Here is a 17,363-nt window from a genome sequence, read left to right on the forward strand (position 1 = left end):
CATGTTTAAAGTACTTATGGCAAACTGATGTCTCAGGCATAGCAGTTGTGACTTATGTGGGTTGTGGTGATTTACATAAGATCATAAATTGCTGTGCCTGTCACGTTTTGGGGATTCGTCAGCCCGAAGGGTTCTGCTTAGGGGCAATTTACTCTTTGTTGCCTACATGGATGTAGGTAAGGGGCGTGAGCAGGACGCGGAAGCTTTGCTCGGTTTTTACTTAGCCCGCTAGGTTACAAACCTCACGCCGCGATTAAATCGCCCCTAGATTGAACAAATTTTAATCCTGAAAGGTCAACAGGCCCTAAGCCAGTAACTTTGTTGCTGGCTTTTTTAATGTCAGCCCTTTTTATATTGCAGATTACGGTTTTTTGATCAGATCACTGCATTACCAACGCGGAATTTTGGGATCACGCATTTACTAACACAGCCTTTTTCGGATCATTACTTTACTAAGCCAAATACACTTTAATGCTATATATGGGTTCTGAGATAATTTGATCGTTATTTATTTGTATAAACAATCAACAACTTATGGCTTTGACTAGGTACAACTCTGATCTGAGGGGGGATCGGCTTGGTAAAAATCTGATCCTTTATTTGGGGCTTAGTAAAATTTAGATCTATTTTTGAACGTATTGTTTGGTACACAGGCGGGTTTGTTGATTTTAAAATGGCTTTAAAGCTACTTTTAAACGATCGATCTGTAAAAATGTCTTGGTTAGTAAAACAATGATCCCAGCTAGTTTAATATTGTTTAGTGGTTTAAATAGCGATACAAAAAAGATAATTTCAAAAAGTTAGCTATTACATAAATTTATCGTAAATCTCTTTTTATTACGTTAAATATTAAAAAGGTTTTAAAAATATGACGTTAATGAGGTTTTTTGTCACTAATTTGTGTTTTTTTTACCACCATTTTAATTTACACGTTACACTTTCATAAAAATGTCATACTTAGTCATAATAATGAAAACTAATTCGATAGCGTAAGAGATAAATTGGAATGTCACGTAAAGTACTAGTCGTAGATGACGAAGCTCCTATCAGGGAGATGTTGGTTTTTGTTTTAGAGCAAAATGGATTTCAAGCAATTGAAGCAGAAGATTACGACTCTGCTATTGCAGCTATGGTTGAACCTTACCCAGATATGGTTTTACTTGATTGGATGTTACCAGGTGGAAGCGGCATTCAAATTGCTAAAAAGTTTAAGCAAAACGAACACACCCGCCAAATCCCAATTATTATGCTTACAGCTCGCGGCGAAGAAGAAGACAAAGTACGCGGTCTTGAAGTAGGTGCAGATGATTACGTCACTAAGCCGTTTTCTCCTAAAGAGCTTATGGCACGTATTAAAGCGGTTATTCGCCGTGTATCGCCAACCTCATTAGAAGAAGCTATTGAAGTACATGGCCTGCGTTTAGACCCTATTTCTCATCGTGTTACCTCAGAAGGTAACGAGCTTGATATGGGGCCAACCGAATTTAGATTACTGCACTTTTTTATGACTCACCCAGAGCGTGTTTATAGCCGTGAACAACTGCTTGATCATGTGTGGGGAACTAACGTTTACGTAGAAGATCGCACTGTTGATGTTCACATTCGTCGCCTGCGTAAAGCAATTGGCCCACTTGGACATGACCGTTTGGTGCAAACAGTACGTGGCGCTGGGTATCGTTTTTCAAGTAAGCTGTGATCAGCTTAAAGCTTAGCTACTGTGTAAAATACGCATGTATTACTACTCTAAGGTAAAGTGAGTGTATGTATCGAGTTGTTAATAAGCAGGCGTTAGTAAAGCGCCTGTTTATCTATTTTTTACCCTTACTATTAATTGGTGTGCTGGTTGGCGCGCCATTTTTGCTTTTATTTTTAGGATCTTTTTCCCTCCTTATTTGGCACTACCATCAACTTTATCGTTTGAGCGATTGGCTACTTAATCAACGCAGCTTTAATCCACCAGAGGGTGAGGGTGCATGGGAGCAAGTGTTTGAAGGTATTTACCATCTCCAGCACCGTAATCGTAAAAAACGTAATGAGCTTGCAGATTTAATTCGTCGCTTTCGCGATGGGGCTGAAGCGGTTCCTGATGCGGTTGTGGTATTACAAAATGATTTAAGTATTGTGTGGTGTAATCAATTAGCCCTTAAAGTGCTTGGTTTGCAGTGGCCTACCGATCATGGTCAGCGCCTTGATAATTTAATTCGCGAACCTAAGTTTGCTAAATACATGCACAAAGGCGAATTTGACGACGCGCTTGAGCTGGATAACGGTCACAGTATTGAGCAGGTGCTTGAGTTTAGGGTAATGCCATATGCAAGTACGCAACTTATGGTTGTGGTACGTGATGTAACGCGCTTAAAACAGCTTGAACAGATGCGTAAAGACTTTGTAGCCAATGTGTCGCATGAACTACGTACACCGCTTACAGTGGTTACAGGGTATCTTGAGATGATGGATGGCGACATGATGCCGCCGCCAGCAATGTGGAACAAAGCGCAAAATACCATGCTTGAACAATGTAAGCGCATGGATAGCTTAGTCAGCCAATTATTATCGCTTTCGCGTATTGAAGGTGCACGGCGCCAAGACAACGATAAAGCTATAAATGTACCGCAATTACTTGGTTATATTCACACTGAAGCAAACTCAATTAATCAAGACAAAGGCCACGAACTTATTTTTGATATTGATAAAACCCTTGATATTAAAGGCTCTGAGGATGAACTGCGTAGTGCGTTTTCTAATTTAGTATTCAACGCGATTCATTACACAAAACCAGGCGGTAAAGTAGAAGTTTGCTGGCAGCGCAAAAACAATAAAGCGTGTTTTAGTGTTACCGATAATGGTGATGGTATTGCGCCTGAGCATATTAACCGATTAACTGAGCGTTTTTATCGTGTTGATAAAGCTCGCAGTAGAACAACAGGTGGCTCAGGCTTAGGGCTCGCTATAACAAAACATGTGTTAACTCGCCATGATAGTAAATTAAATATTCGCAGTGAAGTTAACAAAGGATCGTGTTTTTCTTTTGAATTTTCAATAGATAAGATAGTTTCGCTGACTAAATAATTAAGCTAATAGGTCAAGTCATAAAAGTGTCATCTAAGAGTAATGTAACTGTCATGTACTCACTTTAGAGTGGGCAGCAGTTAGAAAATGGAACGAACAAACCGGAGAACTCTACATGAAATTTAAAAACTTAGTTGCCGCAATGGGTGTGGCTGTTACAACTTTCGTATCTGCACAAGCAGTTGCTCTAGACCAAAATATTCCTGAGTATCAAAAAATTAGTGGTGTTTCAGGCAACTTTTCATCAGTAGGTTCTGACACTTTAGCCAACATGATGACGTTTTGGGCTGAAGAGTACAAACGTATTTACCCAAATGTAAATATTCAGATTCAAGCAGCAGGTTCTTCTACTGCTCCACCGGCACTTACCGAAGGTACAGCTAACCTAGGTCCAATGAGCCGTAAAATGAAATCTAAAGAAATCGAAGCGTTCGAAAAACGTTACGGTTACAAGCCAACAGAAGTTCGCGTAGCTATTGATGCACTTGCTGTATTTGTACATAAAGATAACCCAATTGAAGGTCTTCGTATTGACCAAGTAGATGCTATCTTTTCATCTACTCGTAAATGTGGCGCACCAGAACAAGTTAACCGTTGGAGCGATGTTGGTCTAACAGGTGATTGGGCAGCTAAAGATGTGCAACTTTACGGACGCAACTCAGTATCAGGTACGTATGGTTACTTTAAAAAGAAAGCACTTTGTAAAGGTGATTTCCGTAATAACGTAAATGAGCAACCGGGTTCTGCATCAGTAGTACAGTCAATTTCATCTTCATTAAATGCAATTGGTTACTCAGGTATTGGTTATAAAACATCAGGCGTACGTACAGTACCGCTAGCTAAAAAAGGCGATAACTTTGTTGATGCAACACTTGATAACGTTGCACAAGGTAAATATCCATTATCTCGCTTTTTATACCTTTATGTGAATAAGCACCCAAACAAGCCGTTGTCTCCAATGGAAGCGCAATTCTTAAAAATGGTACTTTCTAAAGATGGTCAGCAAATTGTAGAAAAAGATGGTTATGTACCACTTTCTGCAAAGCTAGTAGAAACAGAACTTAAGAAGCTTGGTTTAAATTAATAAACTATAAGCAATAAAAAACCGCTCATTGAGCGGTTTTTTTGTGCCTAAAACTAAAAACTTTAAGGAATTAAATATTACCTAATTTTTCGGCTTGTGCTTTACATTGATTATAGCTCTCAACACATTTGCCAGAGCATACTTGTTGCTTTAAGCCCTCAGCAGTTGTTTGCTGTTCACAACTACTTTCACACTGGTAGTTTTGTTGAGCACACTGATTCATTTCAGGGTTTTCAACTTGGTTTTGACAACCTGCCAATAGTGCAAAAGTAAGGGCGACTACGCTTGTTTTTATTAAAGTGTGCATGCTTCTTATCCTTAAAATGGAGTCGCAATAATATTAAATTTCGACTTGGATATTGTCGATCAATCTAACACCACCAAAATAGGCTGCGGCTAAAATAACAAATTGAGTATCTTCGATTGTAGCAGTTTTTAATGTATCTCGTTGAGCAATCTCAAAATAGTCTGGTTTTAGGCCTGCTTTCTCTAAACTTTGTTTAGCTAAGCTTTCAAGTTTTACAAAGTCTTTCTCGCCACTTTTAAGTTGCTCAGCGCACGTATTAAGGGCTTTAAATAATACGGTTGCAGTCGCTTTTTGATCATCAGATAAGTAACCATTACGTGAGCTCATAGCAAGGCCAGAAACTTCTCGCATTGTAGGTACACCAATGACTTCAACCGGAATTGATAAGTCGCGTGCCATAGTTTTGATTACTTGTAATTGCTGAAAATCTTTTTCACCAAAGCAGGCGTAATCTGGTTGCACTAAGTTAAATAACTTAGTTACGATTGTTGCAACACCTCTAAAGTGACCTGGACGTGAGCCACCGCAATAGCCTAATGAAATGTCAGGTACATCTACAAAGCTTTGTGCACCCAGTCCGTTAGGGTAGATTGTTTCTACACTTGGGGTAAATACAATATCAGTGCTTAGTTCAGCAAGGCCTTGTTTGTCTTCGTTTAGCGTACGAGGATAGTTATCTAAATCTTCGTTAGCACCAAATTGCATTGGGTTTACAAAAATACTTACAACGACTTTGTCGGCCAAGTTTTTTGCTTTTTCTACTAGCGAAAAATGCCCACGGTGCAAGTTGCCCATTGTTGGCACAAGCGCCACGCTAAGACCTGCTTGGCGCCATGCTTTAATTTGACTACGTAACGATCTGATTTCAGTTATTGATTGCATTATTTAAACTCATGTTCAGCGCTTGGAAATGCGCCACTTTTAACATCTGTACAATACTTTTGAACGGCTGCAGGCATATTGCCTGTTTCGAGCAAAAAGTTTTTAGAAAATTTAGGAATGTAACCTGCCGAAATACCAACCAGGTCATGCATTACCAGTATTTGGCCGTCAGTTAAGCTGCCTGCACCAATACCAATAGTTGGGATACTTAAAGCGTCTGTAATGCGTTTTGCCAGGGCACTTGGAATACACTCAAGTACTAATAATTGCGCGCCAGCAGCTTCAAGTGCTTTCGCGTCATCAATCATTTTTTGTGCTTTATCTTCTTCGCGACCTTGTATTTTAAAGCCACCAAATACATGAACTGACTGTGGTGTAAGGCCTAAATGCCCGCAAACTGGGATACCTTGTTGAGTGAGTGCTTTAATGCTCTCGTAAAGCCACTCTCCGCCTTCAAGTTTAATCATGTTTGCGCCAGCGCGCATAAGCTCAGCTGCATTTTTACAGGTATCACTAACGCTTGAGTAGGTCATAAAAGGTAAGTCAGCAATTACAAATAATTCACGACTACCAGCGCGTACACAGCGGGTATGATATGCAATATCTTGATTTGTTACGCCAAGGGTGTCATCGCCGCCTTGTAGTACCATGCCCAATGAGTCGCCTACTAAAATAACTTCAACGCCGTTATCATGAAATAACTTTGCAAAACTAGCGTCGTAGGCTGTTAATGCAGTAATTTTGTTATTTTCTGCTTTCATTTTATTTAAAGTAGAAACGGTTATTTTAGACATAATATCCTCGCAGGCAAAAGCCTAGGTTAATTACAGAGGTAATTGTTGTAAGTCGTTGAGCGGTAAGTTATTTGCAATGGTTTTTAATGCAATGCCGCTAGGTAAAATAAGTTCAGGTGCAAGCTCTAATAGTGGGTAAACCACAAACTCGCGATCACTCAAACCATAATGAGGCACGGTTAAGCGCGCCGTATTTATAATTTGATCATCAAATAATAGGGTATCGATATCAAGTGTGCGTGGACCCCAACGCTCAGCTTTTCTTACTCGACCATGCTCAAGCTCAATGCTTTGTGTTAAATCAAGTAATTGCTCTGGATCAAGGGTCGTTTTAATACAGGCTACGGCATTGATATAGTCTGGTTGATCTTGTGGGCCCATAGGCTTACTTGCATAGTAATGCGATACGTTTACAAATTCACAATTAGGCAGCTTTTTAAGCGCAATTATCGCGTTATCAAGCTGCTCTTTTGGTGAGTTTAGGTTGGCACCTAAACCCAAATAAACACAATGCATGTTATTACTCAGTTGGCTTTTTAGTAGGGCGACGGCGCTTTCGCGGCTTAGGACCACCTTGATGACCTAAGCTTTTAACCATCTCTTTTTGGCCGTTTATATCTTTACTTAAGTATTGTGTCCACCACTGAGCAAGCTCTGTATGCTGAGTTTCGCCTGCATCTACGCGTAATAATAAAAAGTCGTAAGCGGCTTTAAAGCGAGGCTGTTGCGTTAGCCTATATGCACGTTGGCCAGCACGTTTATCTAAGCGGTGCTGAATATGCCAAATATCGCGAGCACCTAAAGTAAAGCGCTTAGGAACAGCTATATGCTGTGAATTATCGCTTAGTACTTTATTCATTGCTTGTGCGAAAGCATCGTATTCAGATAGTTGCTCTTGGCTTTGAATTTTTTTAGTGCGCTCAAGCAGTGGGAACCAAAGTAGGGCAGCAAAAATAAACGCCGGTGTTACTTTTTTATCGGCATTAATACGCTTGTCGGTATTTTGAAACATTTGCTGAATAAGCGTGTGCTCTAAGCCACTTGGGTTTTTATCTAAAATTTTATCAAGTTCAGGAAAAAGTGAGCGGAATAAGCCGTATTTACGCAGCATTAAAAAGTTAACTTCGGCCTTGCCGTTTAAAAACAGTTTAAGAATTTCTTCAAATAAACGTGCTGGCGGAATGTTATCAAGCAAGCTTGCAAGCTCGCTAATTGGCTTTTCACTTTTAGGCGCAATGCTCATATCAAGCTTAGTGGCAAAACGTACTGCACGTAACATACGAACAGGGTCTTCGCGGTAACGCGTTTCAGGATCGCCAATAAGCTCGATTTGTTTAGCTTTAATTGCCGCTAAGCCGTTGGCGTAATCGTGAATACTAAAATCTTTAATTGAGTAATAAAGTGCGTTGATTGAAAAGTCGCGGCGCTCTGCATCTTCTTCAATACTGCCAAATACGTTATCACGTAGTAGTTGGCCCTCATTGCTTGATTGGCTTATTTGATTTTTGTCTTCTTGCGCTTCGTGGTGGCCACGCATTGTTGCCACTTCGATAATTTCACGACCAAATACAATGTGTGCTAGACGAAAGCGACGACCTATCAGGCGACAGTTTCTAAATAGTTTTTTTACCTGATCTGGAGTTGCATTAGTAACTACGTCAAAATCTTTTGGCTGTTGGCCTAACAATATATCGCGAATACAACCACCAACAAGGTAGGCATCGTAGCCACCGTCTTTTAAGCGGTATAATACTTTGATTGCATTTGGGCTAAATTGTTTGCGAGAAATACCATGCTCACCACGAGTGACAACAATAGGTTCACTGCTTACAGAAGCGCTTTCGGCACTGGTATTCGGGCCGATTATTTGTCGGCAAAATTGAAAAAGCTTGGAAATAATAGTCTGTCTCCTAGAAGGTGTGATTGACTCTGCATCGCAATCAAAAGTTACAGCAAATAGGGCGGTTATAACCCAGTACAAGCTGTTTGACGTAATTAGCATATATTTAGGCGGCTATCATATACCAGCAGGGTTTAAAAATTAAGTTGATGTGTTGAAATTAAGCCGTTTTTAGCTATTTTATTTACTTAAATGTGTAAATTGGACTTTCTGGCTATGTGGATGTTGAGAAATTTGTATTTCGGATACTTGGGGGACCTGTTTTAAGCTAAAGTTTTTAATTCCCCAATCGATTAATTGTTCTATATTTAAGTCGCTTAAATCAGCTATAACAGGTAGCCCTAAAAATTCAAAAGCGCTAATTAAAGCAGGCTTTGGATTTTGCTTACAAATGGCGGGGGCATAATTTTGTTTAGATAGTTTAAAACCGGGTTTGGCAACCGCTAAAGGTAAATGAGCAAATTCAGGTACGGGGCTGTCGAGTTGTTTAAACAAACTAATTTGCCGAGCTGTTGGTTCAATTAAATCTGCGCCTCTTACAATTCGATTTATCCTTTGATCGATATCATCGACGACCACAACAAGTTGATATGCAAATAAACCGTCACTGCGTTTAATTAAGTAATCTTCGTGGGATAATGCACTATTTACCGATATATCACCTTGAATTAAATCACTAAATTGGGTCGTTGGATGTTGCTGAACTAAACGAAGTGCGCCGGATTGAGTATGATGATTAAGTGCTTTGCAATGCCCCTGATAAATACCGCCAATGGCTTTTATTTGCTTTCGAGTACAGGTGCAACCATAAACAAGGTTTTGCTCTAAAAGTGAGTGGGTAATATCTTGATATAAAGACAGACGCTGCGTTTGATATACAACAGGTTCATCCCAGTAAAGGGCGTAGGCTTGTAAAGTATTTAGAATATCGGAGTCGGCGTTTTTAACCACGCGCGTAGTGTCAATGTCTTCAATACGAACTAACCATTTTCCTTGATTAGCTTTTGCATCTAGGTAGCTACCCACAGCCGCTACAAGTGAGCCAAAATGTAATGGCCCAGAAGGAGACGGCGCAAAACGACCGCGATATTTACGCATAGGCGCAGTAACGGCTGTAGGAGACATAACTAACTAATAAGTTTTAATTAGCCGCGTCCAGATTGCTTTTCTTTGATTTCTGCAAGTGTTTTACAGTCTACGCATAAATCGGCAGTAGGACGTGCTTCTAAGCGACGTATGCCAATTTCGATGCCACAAGACTCACAAAAGCCAAAATCATCTTCTTTAATCAAATTAATTGTTTTTTCAATTTTTTTGATTAATTTACGTTCGCGGTCACGAGTACGAAGTTCTAAAGAGAATTCTTCTTCTTGTGCAGCGCGGTCAACTGGGTCAGGAAAGTTAGCAGCTTCGTCTTGCATGTGCGATTTAGTACGATCAACTTCGTTACGTAAATCGTTACGCCAAGTCTCTAAAATTGCTCTAAAATGAGCACGTTGTGCATCATTCATGTACTCTTCGCCTGGTTTTTCTTGGTATGGTTCTAAACCGGCTTGAGCCAATAAACCATGTTTCTTTTGGTCTGGCATAACTCTCTCCTAAATCCTTAATTTAATGCCTCAGCATTAGCCGGCGGTATAAATAACAGAATCTTATACCCTAGGCAAATTTATTTTTAATTAATCGAATTAGCTTCAACCATGCTTACTGAGTAAAAAAGTGTATTAATAGTTTATTTACACTTTTAATTAATTCACATATTCGCTTTCTAAAACTTGCCTTGTTATATGGGCAAAAGCTTCAAAAGCAAGTTAATTTTTATAATTCACTTTTTACCACTTTCTATAATTAGAGTGCTTTGTAAATTACGCTTAGTTCAATCTCTTGGTTTATTACACTATTCTATAAATGCTATTCTTTTATGAAGTAAGACTCCATTAGCTGAAATTTTGGCTTTGTATGCTAATACTTCAACACCGGCTATTATTGCTTGGTTTAATAACGTGGCGTATTTTTTATCAATATGCGCAGCTGCACTTACGGTATTTATTCCTTCATGCAAAACAGCGAACAGTAATACTGCTCGGTGGCCTTGTTCGATCATTTCTATTAGTTCGCGAATATGCTTTTGTCCACGCACTGTTTGCGCATCAGGAAAGTAGCCTTGTCCGCTTTGTGGTGTATCTTCGCTTAATAATGTGACTGATTTAACTTCTACATAGCAATCGGGCTTATTTTCGTCTGTGAGTAAAAAGTCGATACGACTGTTTTCGCTGCCGTACTTAACTTCGCTTTGCAATTGACTGTAGTCGAGTAGCTCGCTTATCACATTATTGTTTATTGCTTCTTCAACTACTTTATTAGCCACCGCTGTATTTACACAAATAAGCTGCGATAAGTTATTTTGCGTAAGTTCTAATGAATGCGGGTATTTTCGTTTTGCGTTATCGCTCGTTGAATAAAAAGCAGTAAAGCCTGGCTCAGCGCATCCCGTCATTTTACCTGTATTTGCACAGTGGGCGGTAAATTCGCTGCCATCACTTAATTGTAAATCAGCTAAAAAGCGTTTGTAGCGCTTTAATAATATGGCTGGTTGCAGCGCTGGCGTGTACTTCATAATAACTTCCAAAGCGTAAACACTGCTCAGCAGTGTGATTTATGTTATTTATCTCAAGCTGTTGGGAACTTAAGCGCTCTATAGTAAACTCGGTGGCACATTTAAGTGCAAGGGAATTCTAACATGAGTGAAAAATTTGTTGTTCAACTAAGCGAACAAGCAGCAGCGAGTCATTGGGGCGATAATGCGTCATTGTCTTTTAACGAGCGCGGTGCAACTGTTCATTTATCTGAGCAAGACACATTAAAAAATGTTCAAAAAGCAGGCCGTACTATTGCAAGCCAAGGCGTTAAAAATGTTGAATTAGCAGGTGATACTTGGTGTACAGAAAGCCAGTGGGCTTTTTACCAAGGCTTTGTAACACCAAAATCATTAAACGGTGTTGAGTTTGTTGATAACGCACAATCAGATATTAAAGAACTTGCTCACTTAAAAACGTCAGCAATTTGGGCACGTGAAATGGTTAACGGTACTGCCGATGACATATACCCAGAAAGCCTAGCTGAAAAAGCAGCTGAGTTTATTCAATCATTAGCGCCTGAACATGTAAGTTACCAAATTATTAAAGGTGATGCGTTACTAGAACAACAGTGGATTGGTATTCATGCAGTTGGTCGCGGTAGTGTTCGCCCACCAGTATTGCTTGAGCTTGATTACAACCCAACAGGCGACGAAAATGCACCAGTAAGTGCTGCGCTTGTAGGTAAAGGTATTACGTTTGACTCAGGTGGTTACTCAATTAAATCAAGCGAAGGTATGCTTGGTATGAAGTGCGACATGGGCGGCGCTGCAACAGTAACAGCAGGTTTAGCATTGGCTATTAACCGTGGTATTGAAAAACGTATTAAGCTGTTTTTATGTTGTGCTGAGAACTTAATTTCGGGTCATGCATACAAATTAGGTGACATTCTTACTTACAAAAATGGCACAACAGTTGAAATTGTAAACACGGATGCTGAAGGTCGCTTAGTACTTGCTGATGGCTTAATGGCAGCAGGAGAGACTGGCGCTCCACTTATCATTGATGCAGCAACACTAACTGGAGCAGCGCTTGTTGCTGTTGGCCAAGAGTACAATGCATTATTTGCACTTGATAAAGAACTTGCACGTGAAGTTGAAAGTTTTGCATCTCAAGAAATGGAAGCTGCTTGGCCACTTCCTCTTGAAAAATGGCATCAACAAAACTGCCCATCTCCTTATGCTGATACGGCAAATAGCCGTGCACAAAAGGGTGGCGGTTACGGCGGTGCATCGAATGCTGCAGGCTTTTTATCACGCTTTGTGCCAAACGATGGCAAAGGCTGGGTGCACATAGATTTAGCTGCTGCTTTTAACATGGGCAGTACAAGCCAATGGGCAGCGGGCGCAACAACTCAAGGTATGCGTACGGTTGCTCGTACCCTACAAGAAAAAGCATAATATTTACTAAATTATGCTTTTTACACTAAAAATAGGCACCTTTGGGTGCCTATTTTTTAATTTACAGGCAAGCAATTTTATTTCATTTGCGGTAAAATCCGTCGCCAATACCTGTTTGAGTTTAATTTTTGCTTAACTCTAAGCTGCGCTCAAATCTTATATCCACCACTGGGGTTTCTAATTATGTCAGATAAGTGCTACATCACAGCTCAACAGCTGCTTGAAGATTCGTTCCGCGTAGCGGCACAAGTATACCAAGATGGCTTTCGTCCTGATTTTATTATTGGTATTTGGCGAGGTGGTGCACCGATCGGTATTGCTGTTCAAGAATATTACGATTATAAAGGCATTGAGACTGACCACATTGCAGTACGTACATCTTCTTATTACGGTATTGGTAAACAATCTAAAGAAATTAAAGTGCACGGTTTGCATTACATCGTTGAGAACGCAAATGCAGGCGACTCATTATTAATTGTTGATGATGTATTTGACTCTGGTCGTAGTATTGTTGCATTAAAAGAAAAGCTTTCAGAGCTTATGCGCTTAAACTTGCCACGTGATATTCGTATTGCATGTCCGTACTACAAGCCAAAAAACTCAAAAGTAGACACTGTTCCAGATTATTATATTCATGAGTCTGAAGAGTGGTTAGTGTTCCCGCATGAACTATCGGGTTTAACACCGGATGAAATTATTGCAGGTAAATCTGATCTTGTGAAAATTCATGACATTTTGCTAGAGAAGTAATCAGTAATTTGTATAAATAAAAAAAGGCCGTTAAGGCCTTTTTTTATTTTAAAGCTGAGCAAAGCTATCTACGTATTCACTTAGCTTTGGTATATCGACTGCTTGTAAGCCATCGTTACTTCTAAGTACCAAGCCTTTTTCTACAAGTTCTGTAACAACACGTCTGTAAGCTCGCTCAGTGGTAGCAAAGCGTTCGGCTTCAGCATTTACAGTTGGATAGGCTCTAAGTAGCGTAGGGTTGTTGTTCTCGGCTCTTAGTAAGCAATCTTTGGCTATGTTGTAGCTCAATGGTAGTAGTAGCTTATCTAAATTGATTTTTTGGTTTTCCTGAAATTTAGCCGCAATAGTTTGTGCGGTGTATAAACTCAGTTCTGGTTTTTCAAGCAGCAGAGCACGCCAATGTCTTAATTCAATAAGATTATAAGTTACATCGCTAAAGCACGTTACCGTATAAATACACGGATTATTATTTAGCGCTTCTATTTCACCAATAAGGGTGTTGTTACAATCCAATTGTCCTAACAGCAGGCGTCGTCCATTACCTACGTCGTAACTAAACGACACAGTGCCACTGCGTACAAGCACAAGCTTGCTTAAAGGCTGATCTTGATGGATCAGAACTTCTTTTTTTGATTGTTGATAGCTACTACCGGCAAAGGTTAAAAGCTGATCAACAAGGTAACTAGAAAAATGGTATTGAAACATCAATGTGCTCTTCGGACATTTGTCCTATTTATTACATCTTAATGACGTTAGCATTAAGACACTAAGAATTTACGCTAACTTGCTACTAATATTATTAGCTTTGCTAATAGTATTATTTTACCTTCATTTCCCGTGTAATGATTTAAGAATTTGCTGGTATTTTCCGGCAAACTTTTTCAGGTTTTTAAGCAAGTTAGCTTTTTTATTTTGTTGTAACTTTGCAATACTTATAAGTGCCACAAGTTAGCAGTACATGTAATGCTAACCTAAAGGCTAGGAGAGAACAATTGAGTTGGGAATATTTAGGCTATATTGCATCAGCTTTATTGGTTGCATCGTTAACAATGACAGATGTAGTAAAACTGCGTTGGTATAACATGTTTGGTTGTATTGTATTTACTGTATACGGTGTTGCCATTGGCGCAGTACCTGTTATTTTTACCAACGGCTTATTGTCGCTTGTAAATTTATACCACATTATAAAAATATATCGCCAACCTAAAGTTGAAGACGCTAAAAGCTAAAATAAGTTATCTGCACAAATAAGTTAATGATTTCAATTAAAATCAAAACTTCAGTTTTTGTGCATTCCGGCTTGAAGTGAATACAGATAATCTCATATCACTCTACATAACTTTCCTTTGAACCTTGCTGTAAGCTCTTACTTGAAAGATGATTACCTTAGGTTTTAATGCGCCGAACGTTAGCTAAATTCTGTTCGCGGATAACAAATATATAAATAAGTGCTTCTAAAAATTCCATTAAAAAATCCGATAGCAGTAAACTGCTATCGGATTTTTGTCTGTTATACCAACCTGCTTATATATGAATCTATTAAATGCTTCAAAGCGCTTAAATATTTATGTAGGTTGTGGTATTTACGCTTTTTCTAAATCTTCAACGTCACCTAAGCCAGCGGTTAGTTCTTCAAGTAATTGCTTTATTTCCTCAGAAGCTAAAATAAAGTCAGCATCAAGTTTTAAAGCCATATCTTCTTTAGGAATATCTGCGTTCTCTTCTTTTAGAGTTTCAGAGTAACTTAAACGCTTGATAGAGCCATCGTTTTGCAGCATAAACTTAAGGCGTTCTTGCCAATCAAGTGCCAGTTTAGTTACGCGTTTACCACTTTCTAAGTGCGATTTAACCTCATCACATGCCAGATCATGGCCTTTTAGTTTTACTTGTGCACCGCTGTCGTCAGCTTCTTCAAGCTCAGCGTCAGAGCCAATAGCAAAGCCTTCTGGTGTACTAAAGTTAGTTAACCAATCAGTTAAAAACACATCTAAATCGTAGTTAGCAAACGCAGGTACAACCGGAAGCGTTCCTAGCGATTTACGAAGTAGTGCTAGTAACTCTTCTGCTTTATTAAAGCTGCCACTATTTACAACAACCCAACCGTTTTCTTGGTCAATAAAGGCAAATTGTAAGCTCGACTTTTTAAATGCTTGAGGTAGAAGAGTATGAAGAATGTTTTCTTTTAATTCGTCTTTTTCTTTCTTTTTAACTGGGCGGTTTTCTTCAGCTTCTATCAGATCAACTTTCTCAGCGACTAGTTCGTTGATAACAGAAGCAGGGAGTACTTTTTCTTCACGTTTAGCGCAAACTAAAATACTTTTTTGAGAAAAGTGAGCTAGCGTTTCGCCGTGTTTTCCAAATGCTTTTGTCCAACCAAATGTTGCAAGCTCTTGACCAGTACATGGGCGAAATAAATCTTGCTCTAATGCTTTATCAAAATCTTCTTGAGTGTATGAAACGTCTTGCTTAAAGCGGTAACAAATAAGGTTACTAAACCACATAGGGGAATTGATCCATTTAAAAATTTGTACAATCATAGCAATAAAAACAGTATCTCGAAATGACTGATTTGTTACCGTTGAATATGAACAAATTTAACGCATGTAGTTTTATTTATTCATATTTATCAAAAATAGGCAGTGGCTTAGCCATGTTCTTCGGAAATTGAATATAGTAACGCAGACCTCTGCCTGGTTCACTCGTTGCATCAATCGATCCACTTAGGGTTTGTTTAACTAAATTAAACATTATATGGGTACCTAATCCGCTTCCGCCCTCATCGCGTTTAGTCGTAAAGAATGGGTCAAACAATTTTTTCAATTGCTCACTGGTAACTCCGTTACCGTCATCTTTGTAATCAATCGTTAAGTTAGTGTCATCTGCGCTTATTTTGATATCCATCACACCGTTGCTTTTACCTTCAAAGCCATGAATGAGTGAATTCATAATTAAGTTAGTAAAAATTTGGCTGATGGCGCCTGCAGGTAAATTTAAAACTAAGTCATCAGGGCATTCTAATTTTATTGTATGGGATGTCTTTTTTAGTTTTGGATGCAGTGAGCGTATTACTTCGTTAGTGTAATCTTTAAAGTTAATAGTTCTTACTGCTTCACTGGCCTGATCGACCGCTATTTGCTTAAAGCTAGCAATAAGCTCTGAGGCTCTATCTAAGTTAGTGGTTAACAAACTTGTACTTTGTTTTGCTTCGTTAATAAATTCTTCTAGTGCTTTTGGTGAAAGTGTTTTTTCACTATAAGCACTTTCGAGTTTATTTAAGCGTTCTTGCAAAAACGATATTGCCGTTACACCTATCCCAATAGGGGTGTTAATATCATGCGTAATACCCGCCACAAGTCCGCCTAGTGCTGCCATCTTCTCTGTGCCTAATAAACGTTCCTGTGCAAGGCTTAATTCTTCTATATAACGCTGAGATTCAGTTTGCTTTGAAATTAGCTCTTGCTCTGTGCTGCGTCGTAAATCTATTTCTTCAGTGAGCACAATTTTTTGCTTTTCAAGTTCGTATTTTTGCTGTTGTAATTCCATCATTGCTTGGCTTAAGTTTGATGTTTTACGGGCTACGTCTTGCTCAAGTTGTATGTTGTGATGATCGAGCTTTTCGTTACTAATAATGAGTTCTTTTTGGGTGTGCTCAAGCTCTTTTCTGTACTGAACCACTTTATCTATTAGTTTGTTAAACGACTGCTCCATTACTTTTAGTTCGTTATGCTCCTCTGTTTCTATTTCGATGTGTTGTCCTTCTAGCTCATCTAATTCTAGGTTTTCTAGTTGCTCAGTAAGCTCAGCTAAGGGATCTGTAAGAAGCTTTCTAAATGCCATTAAAAATAAAATGATTAAAAAGGTAGTTTTAATCATCGCATTACCAATCAAAAAGTAGATTGATACCATAATTCGGCTTAAAACAACTTCTCGGCTAGAGAACAAGGTAACGTCGCCCACTTGGGTAGCACGGCCAGAAAATTCAAAAATAAGTGGAAAGGTGTAACCAAATAGACCGGATTTCGCGTCTTCTAAAATAGCTTCTTCTTGTACTAACTGTTGGTTATATAGCTTATGTATGTCGAGCGAGCGCCCTAACTGTGAAATAATTTCGCCGCTGTCATCTCGAACAATAATCCCTTCAATCATGGGAATGGCGAGTAAACCTTCTGCTGTTGTAATTGTTTGCTTGGTATTAAGCTCCCAAATTGCACGTGTTAAGCTACGACTAAAGGTTTTTTGTAATGTACTTAATTCATCACGTATATAGTCTTTAGTATTGAGATATTCAGCAAGCACCTGTCCGCAAGTCACTACGAAGGTAAGCAAAAAATAAACGGATAAAACGCTTGTTAGCAGCTTCTTAGAAAGGCTTTTTTGTAACATGAGTGACTTGTTCATCCTTTGTTATTTTTGTAACGTTACTATTGTAATTTAAAAGTTAGTCAATAAACCTCTAAAAATAAATAAAAAAGTTAAAATTTAATAAGATAAATCTAATTAAGTAGGTATGTAGTATTAATGTAATTAAACTCAGCTATGAA

At 38.9% G+C, this 17,363-nt stretch carries 17 protein-coding genes; 6 read left to right on the forward strand and 11 right to left on the reverse strand.

The features are described 5' to 3' along the window. Window positions 1–1,006 precede the first annotated feature (1,006 nt). The 3 genes from phoB (at window position 1,007) to H5088_RS18630 (ending at window position 4,153) form a co-directional block, all read left to right on the forward strand. Window positions 1,007–1,696, forward strand: a complete 690-nt coding sequence (gene phoB / locus H5088_RS18620; RefSeq protein WP_006791869.1) for a phosphate regulon transcriptional regulator PhoB — start codon at window positions 1,007–1,009, stop codon at window positions 1,694–1,696. Window positions 1,697–1,761: 65 nt separating this feature from the next. Next, window positions 1,762–3,069, forward strand: coding sequence for a phosphate regulon sensor histidine kinase PhoR (gene phoR, locus H5088_RS18625; protein ID WP_002962688.1), 1,308 nt, complete (start codon window positions 1,762–1,764; stop codon window positions 3,067–3,069). A 115-nt stretch (window positions 3,070–3,184) separates the two neighbouring features. After that, on the forward strand, window positions 3,185–4,153 hold the full coding sequence (locus H5088_RS18630) for a PstS family phosphate ABC transporter substrate-binding protein (protein WP_002962686.1): 969 nt from the start codon (window positions 3,185–3,187) through the stop codon (window positions 4,151–4,153). A gap of 70 nt (window positions 4,154–4,223) precedes the next feature. On the opposite strand, the gene H5088_RS18635 is transcribed toward H5088_RS18630, so the two are convergent. From H5088_RS18635 to sfsA, 8 genes are all read right to left on the reverse strand, one after another. Next, a complete protein-coding gene (locus H5088_RS18635; protein WP_024597166.1) occupies window positions 4,224–4,460 on the reverse strand; it encodes a hypothetical protein in 237 nt (78 codons plus the stop codon). A gap of 33 nt (window positions 4,461–4,493) precedes the next feature. After that, entirely contained in the window at window positions 4,494–5,342 is an 849-nt protein-coding gene (gene panC, locus H5088_RS18640) for a pantoate--beta-alanine ligase (RefSeq protein WP_182754117.1), read from the reverse strand. Next, the gene (gene panB, locus H5088_RS18645) at window positions 5,342–6,136 is read right to left on the reverse strand and encodes a 3-methyl-2-oxobutanoate hydroxymethyltransferase (protein ID WP_002962679.1); all 795 of its coding nucleotides are present in this window, start codon (window positions 6,134–6,136) and stop codon (window positions 5,342–5,344) included. Before panB ends, panC begins: the two co-directional genes overlap by 1 nt. A 30-nt stretch (window positions 6,137–6,166) precedes the next feature. Next, window positions 6,167–6,652: a 2-amino-4-hydroxy-6-hydroxymethyldihydropteridine diphosphokinase gene (folK, locus tag H5088_RS18650; RefSeq protein ID WP_002962677.1), complete on the reverse strand. Its 486-nt coding sequence runs from the start codon at window positions 6,650–6,652 to the stop codon at window positions 6,167–6,169. Window positions 6,653–6,656: 4 nt separating this feature from the next. Further along, on the reverse strand, window positions 6,657–8,138 hold the full coding sequence (gene pcnB / locus H5088_RS18655; RefSeq protein ID WP_220488901.1) for a polynucleotide adenylyltransferase PcnB: 1,482 nt from the start codon (window positions 8,136–8,138) through the stop codon (window positions 6,657–6,659). Between the two features lie 78 nt (window positions 8,139–8,216). Continuing rightward, a complete protein-coding gene (gene gluQRS / locus H5088_RS18660; RefSeq protein ID WP_002962673.1) occupies window positions 8,217–9,161 on the reverse strand; it encodes a tRNA glutamyl-Q(34) synthetase GluQRS in 945 nt (314 codons plus the stop codon). 20 nt (window positions 9,162–9,181) lie between these two features. Continuing rightward, the gene (dksA, locus tag H5088_RS18665) at window positions 9,182–9,625 is read right to left on the reverse strand and encodes an RNA polymerase-binding protein DksA (protein ID WP_002962671.1); all 444 of its coding nucleotides are present in this window, start codon (window positions 9,623–9,625) and stop codon (window positions 9,182–9,184) included. Window positions 9,626–9,933: 308 nt separating this feature from the next. Then, the gene (sfsA, locus tag H5088_RS18670; protein WP_182693105.1) at window positions 9,934–10,653 is read right to left on the reverse strand and encodes a DNA/RNA nuclease SfsA; all 720 of its coding nucleotides are present in this window, start codon (window positions 10,651–10,653) and stop codon (window positions 9,934–9,936) included. Between the two features lie 123 nt (window positions 10,654–10,776). On the opposite strand from sfsA, the gene pepB reads away from it, so the two are divergent. Continuing rightward, window positions 10,777–12,072, forward strand: coding sequence for an aminopeptidase PepB (gene pepB, locus H5088_RS18675; RefSeq protein WP_002962668.1), 1,296 nt, complete (start codon window positions 10,777–10,779; stop codon window positions 12,070–12,072). Window positions 12,073–12,255: 183 nt separating this feature from the next. After that, complete coding sequence (locus H5088_RS18680; RefSeq protein WP_002962666.1) at window positions 12,256–12,822, forward strand: phosphoribosyltransferase; 567 nt, start codon at window positions 12,256–12,258, stop codon at window positions 12,820–12,822. A 48-nt stretch (window positions 12,823–12,870) separates the two neighbouring features. Here the strand turns inward: H5088_RS18680 and H5088_RS18685 are convergent, their stop codons facing one another. Continuing rightward, window positions 12,871–13,527: a Crp/Fnr family transcriptional regulator gene (locus H5088_RS18685; protein WP_002962665.1), complete on the reverse strand. Its 657-nt coding sequence runs from the start codon at window positions 13,525–13,527 to the stop codon at window positions 12,871–12,873. A gap of 287 nt (window positions 13,528–13,814) precedes the next feature. On the opposite strand from H5088_RS18685, the gene H5088_RS18690 reads away from it, so the two are divergent. After that, entirely contained in the window at window positions 13,815–14,051 is a 237-nt protein-coding gene (locus tag H5088_RS18690; RefSeq protein ID WP_024603839.1) for a YgjV family protein, read from the forward strand. A 354-nt stretch (window positions 14,052–14,405) separates the two neighbouring features. Here the strand turns inward: H5088_RS18690 and rdgC are convergent, their stop codons facing one another. After that, complete coding sequence (gene rdgC, locus H5088_RS18695) at window positions 14,406–15,323, reverse strand: recombination-associated protein RdgC (RefSeq protein WP_182754120.1); 918 nt, start codon at window positions 15,321–15,323, stop codon at window positions 14,406–14,408. A 112-nt stretch (window positions 15,324–15,435) separates the two neighbouring features. Beyond that, a complete protein-coding gene (locus H5088_RS18700; protein ID WP_182754123.1) occupies window positions 15,436–17,205 on the reverse strand; it encodes a sensor histidine kinase in 1,770 nt (589 codons plus the stop codon). Window positions 17,206–17,363: the final 158 nt, after the last annotated feature.

This window comes from Pseudoalteromonas sp. SR43-3, from assembly GCF_014163875.1.
GTDB lineage: Bacteria > Pseudomonadota > Gammaproteobacteria > Enterobacterales > Alteromonadaceae > Pseudoalteromonas > Pseudoalteromonas distincta.

Excerpts from the sequence above, each read along its gene's own strand:
- H5088_RS18700 (WP_182754123.1), bottom strand. The coding sequence starts at position 17,205 with ATGTTACAAAAAAGCCTTTCTAAGAAGCTGCTAACAAGCGTTTTATCC.
- H5088_RS18630 (WP_002962686.1), top strand. The coding sequence starts at position 3,185 with ATGAAATTTAAAAACTTAGTTGCCGCAATGGGTGTGGCTGTTACAACT.
- sfsA (WP_182693105.1), bottom strand. The coding sequence starts at position 10,653 with ATGAAGTACACGCCAGCGCTGCAACCAGCCATATTATTAAAGCGCTAC.
- gluQRS (WP_002962673.1), bottom strand. The coding sequence starts at position 9,161 with ATGTCTCCTACAGCCGTTACTGCGCCTATGCGTAAATATCGCGGTCGT.
- phoR (WP_002962688.1), top strand. The coding sequence starts at position 1,762 with ATGTATCGAGTTGTTAATAAGCAGGCGTTAGTAAAGCGCCTGTTTATC.
- rdgC (WP_182754120.1), bottom strand. The coding sequence starts at position 15,323 with ATGTGGTTTAGTAACCTTATTTGTTACCGCTTTAAGCAAGACGTTTCA.
- dksA (WP_002962671.1), bottom strand. The coding sequence starts at position 9,625 with ATGCCAGACCAAAAGAAACATGGTTTATTGGCTCAAGCCGGTTTAGAA.
- H5088_RS18680 (WP_002962666.1), top strand. The coding sequence starts at position 12,256 with ATGTCAGATAAGTGCTACATCACAGCTCAACAGCTGCTTGAAGATTCG.
- pepB (WP_002962668.1), top strand. The coding sequence starts at position 10,777 with ATGAGTGAAAAATTTGTTGTTCAACTAAGCGAACAAGCAGCAGCGAGT.
- phoB (WP_006791869.1), top strand. The coding sequence starts at position 1,007 with ATGTCACGTAAAGTACTAGTCGTAGATGACGAAGCTCCTATCAGGGAG.
- H5088_RS18685 (WP_002962665.1), bottom strand. The coding sequence starts at position 13,527 with ATGTTTCAATACCATTTTTCTAGTTACCTTGTTGATCAGCTTTTAACC.
- pcnB (WP_220488901.1), bottom strand. The coding sequence starts at position 8,138 with ATGCTAATTACGTCAAACAGCTTGTACTGGGTTATAACCGCCCTATTT.
- H5088_RS18635 (WP_024597166.1), bottom strand. The coding sequence starts at position 4,460 with ATGCACACTTTAATAAAAACAAGCGTAGTCGCCCTTACTTTTGCACTA.
- panC (WP_182754117.1), bottom strand. The coding sequence starts at position 5,342 with ATGCAATCAATAACTGAAATCAGATCGTTACGTAGTCAAATTAAAGCA.
- panB (WP_002962679.1), bottom strand. The coding sequence starts at position 6,136 with ATGTCTAAAATAACCGTTTCTACTTTAAATAAAATGAAAGCAGAAAAT.
- folK (WP_002962677.1), bottom strand. The coding sequence starts at position 6,652 with ATGCATTGTGTTTATTTGGGTTTAGGTGCCAACCTAAACTCACCAAAA.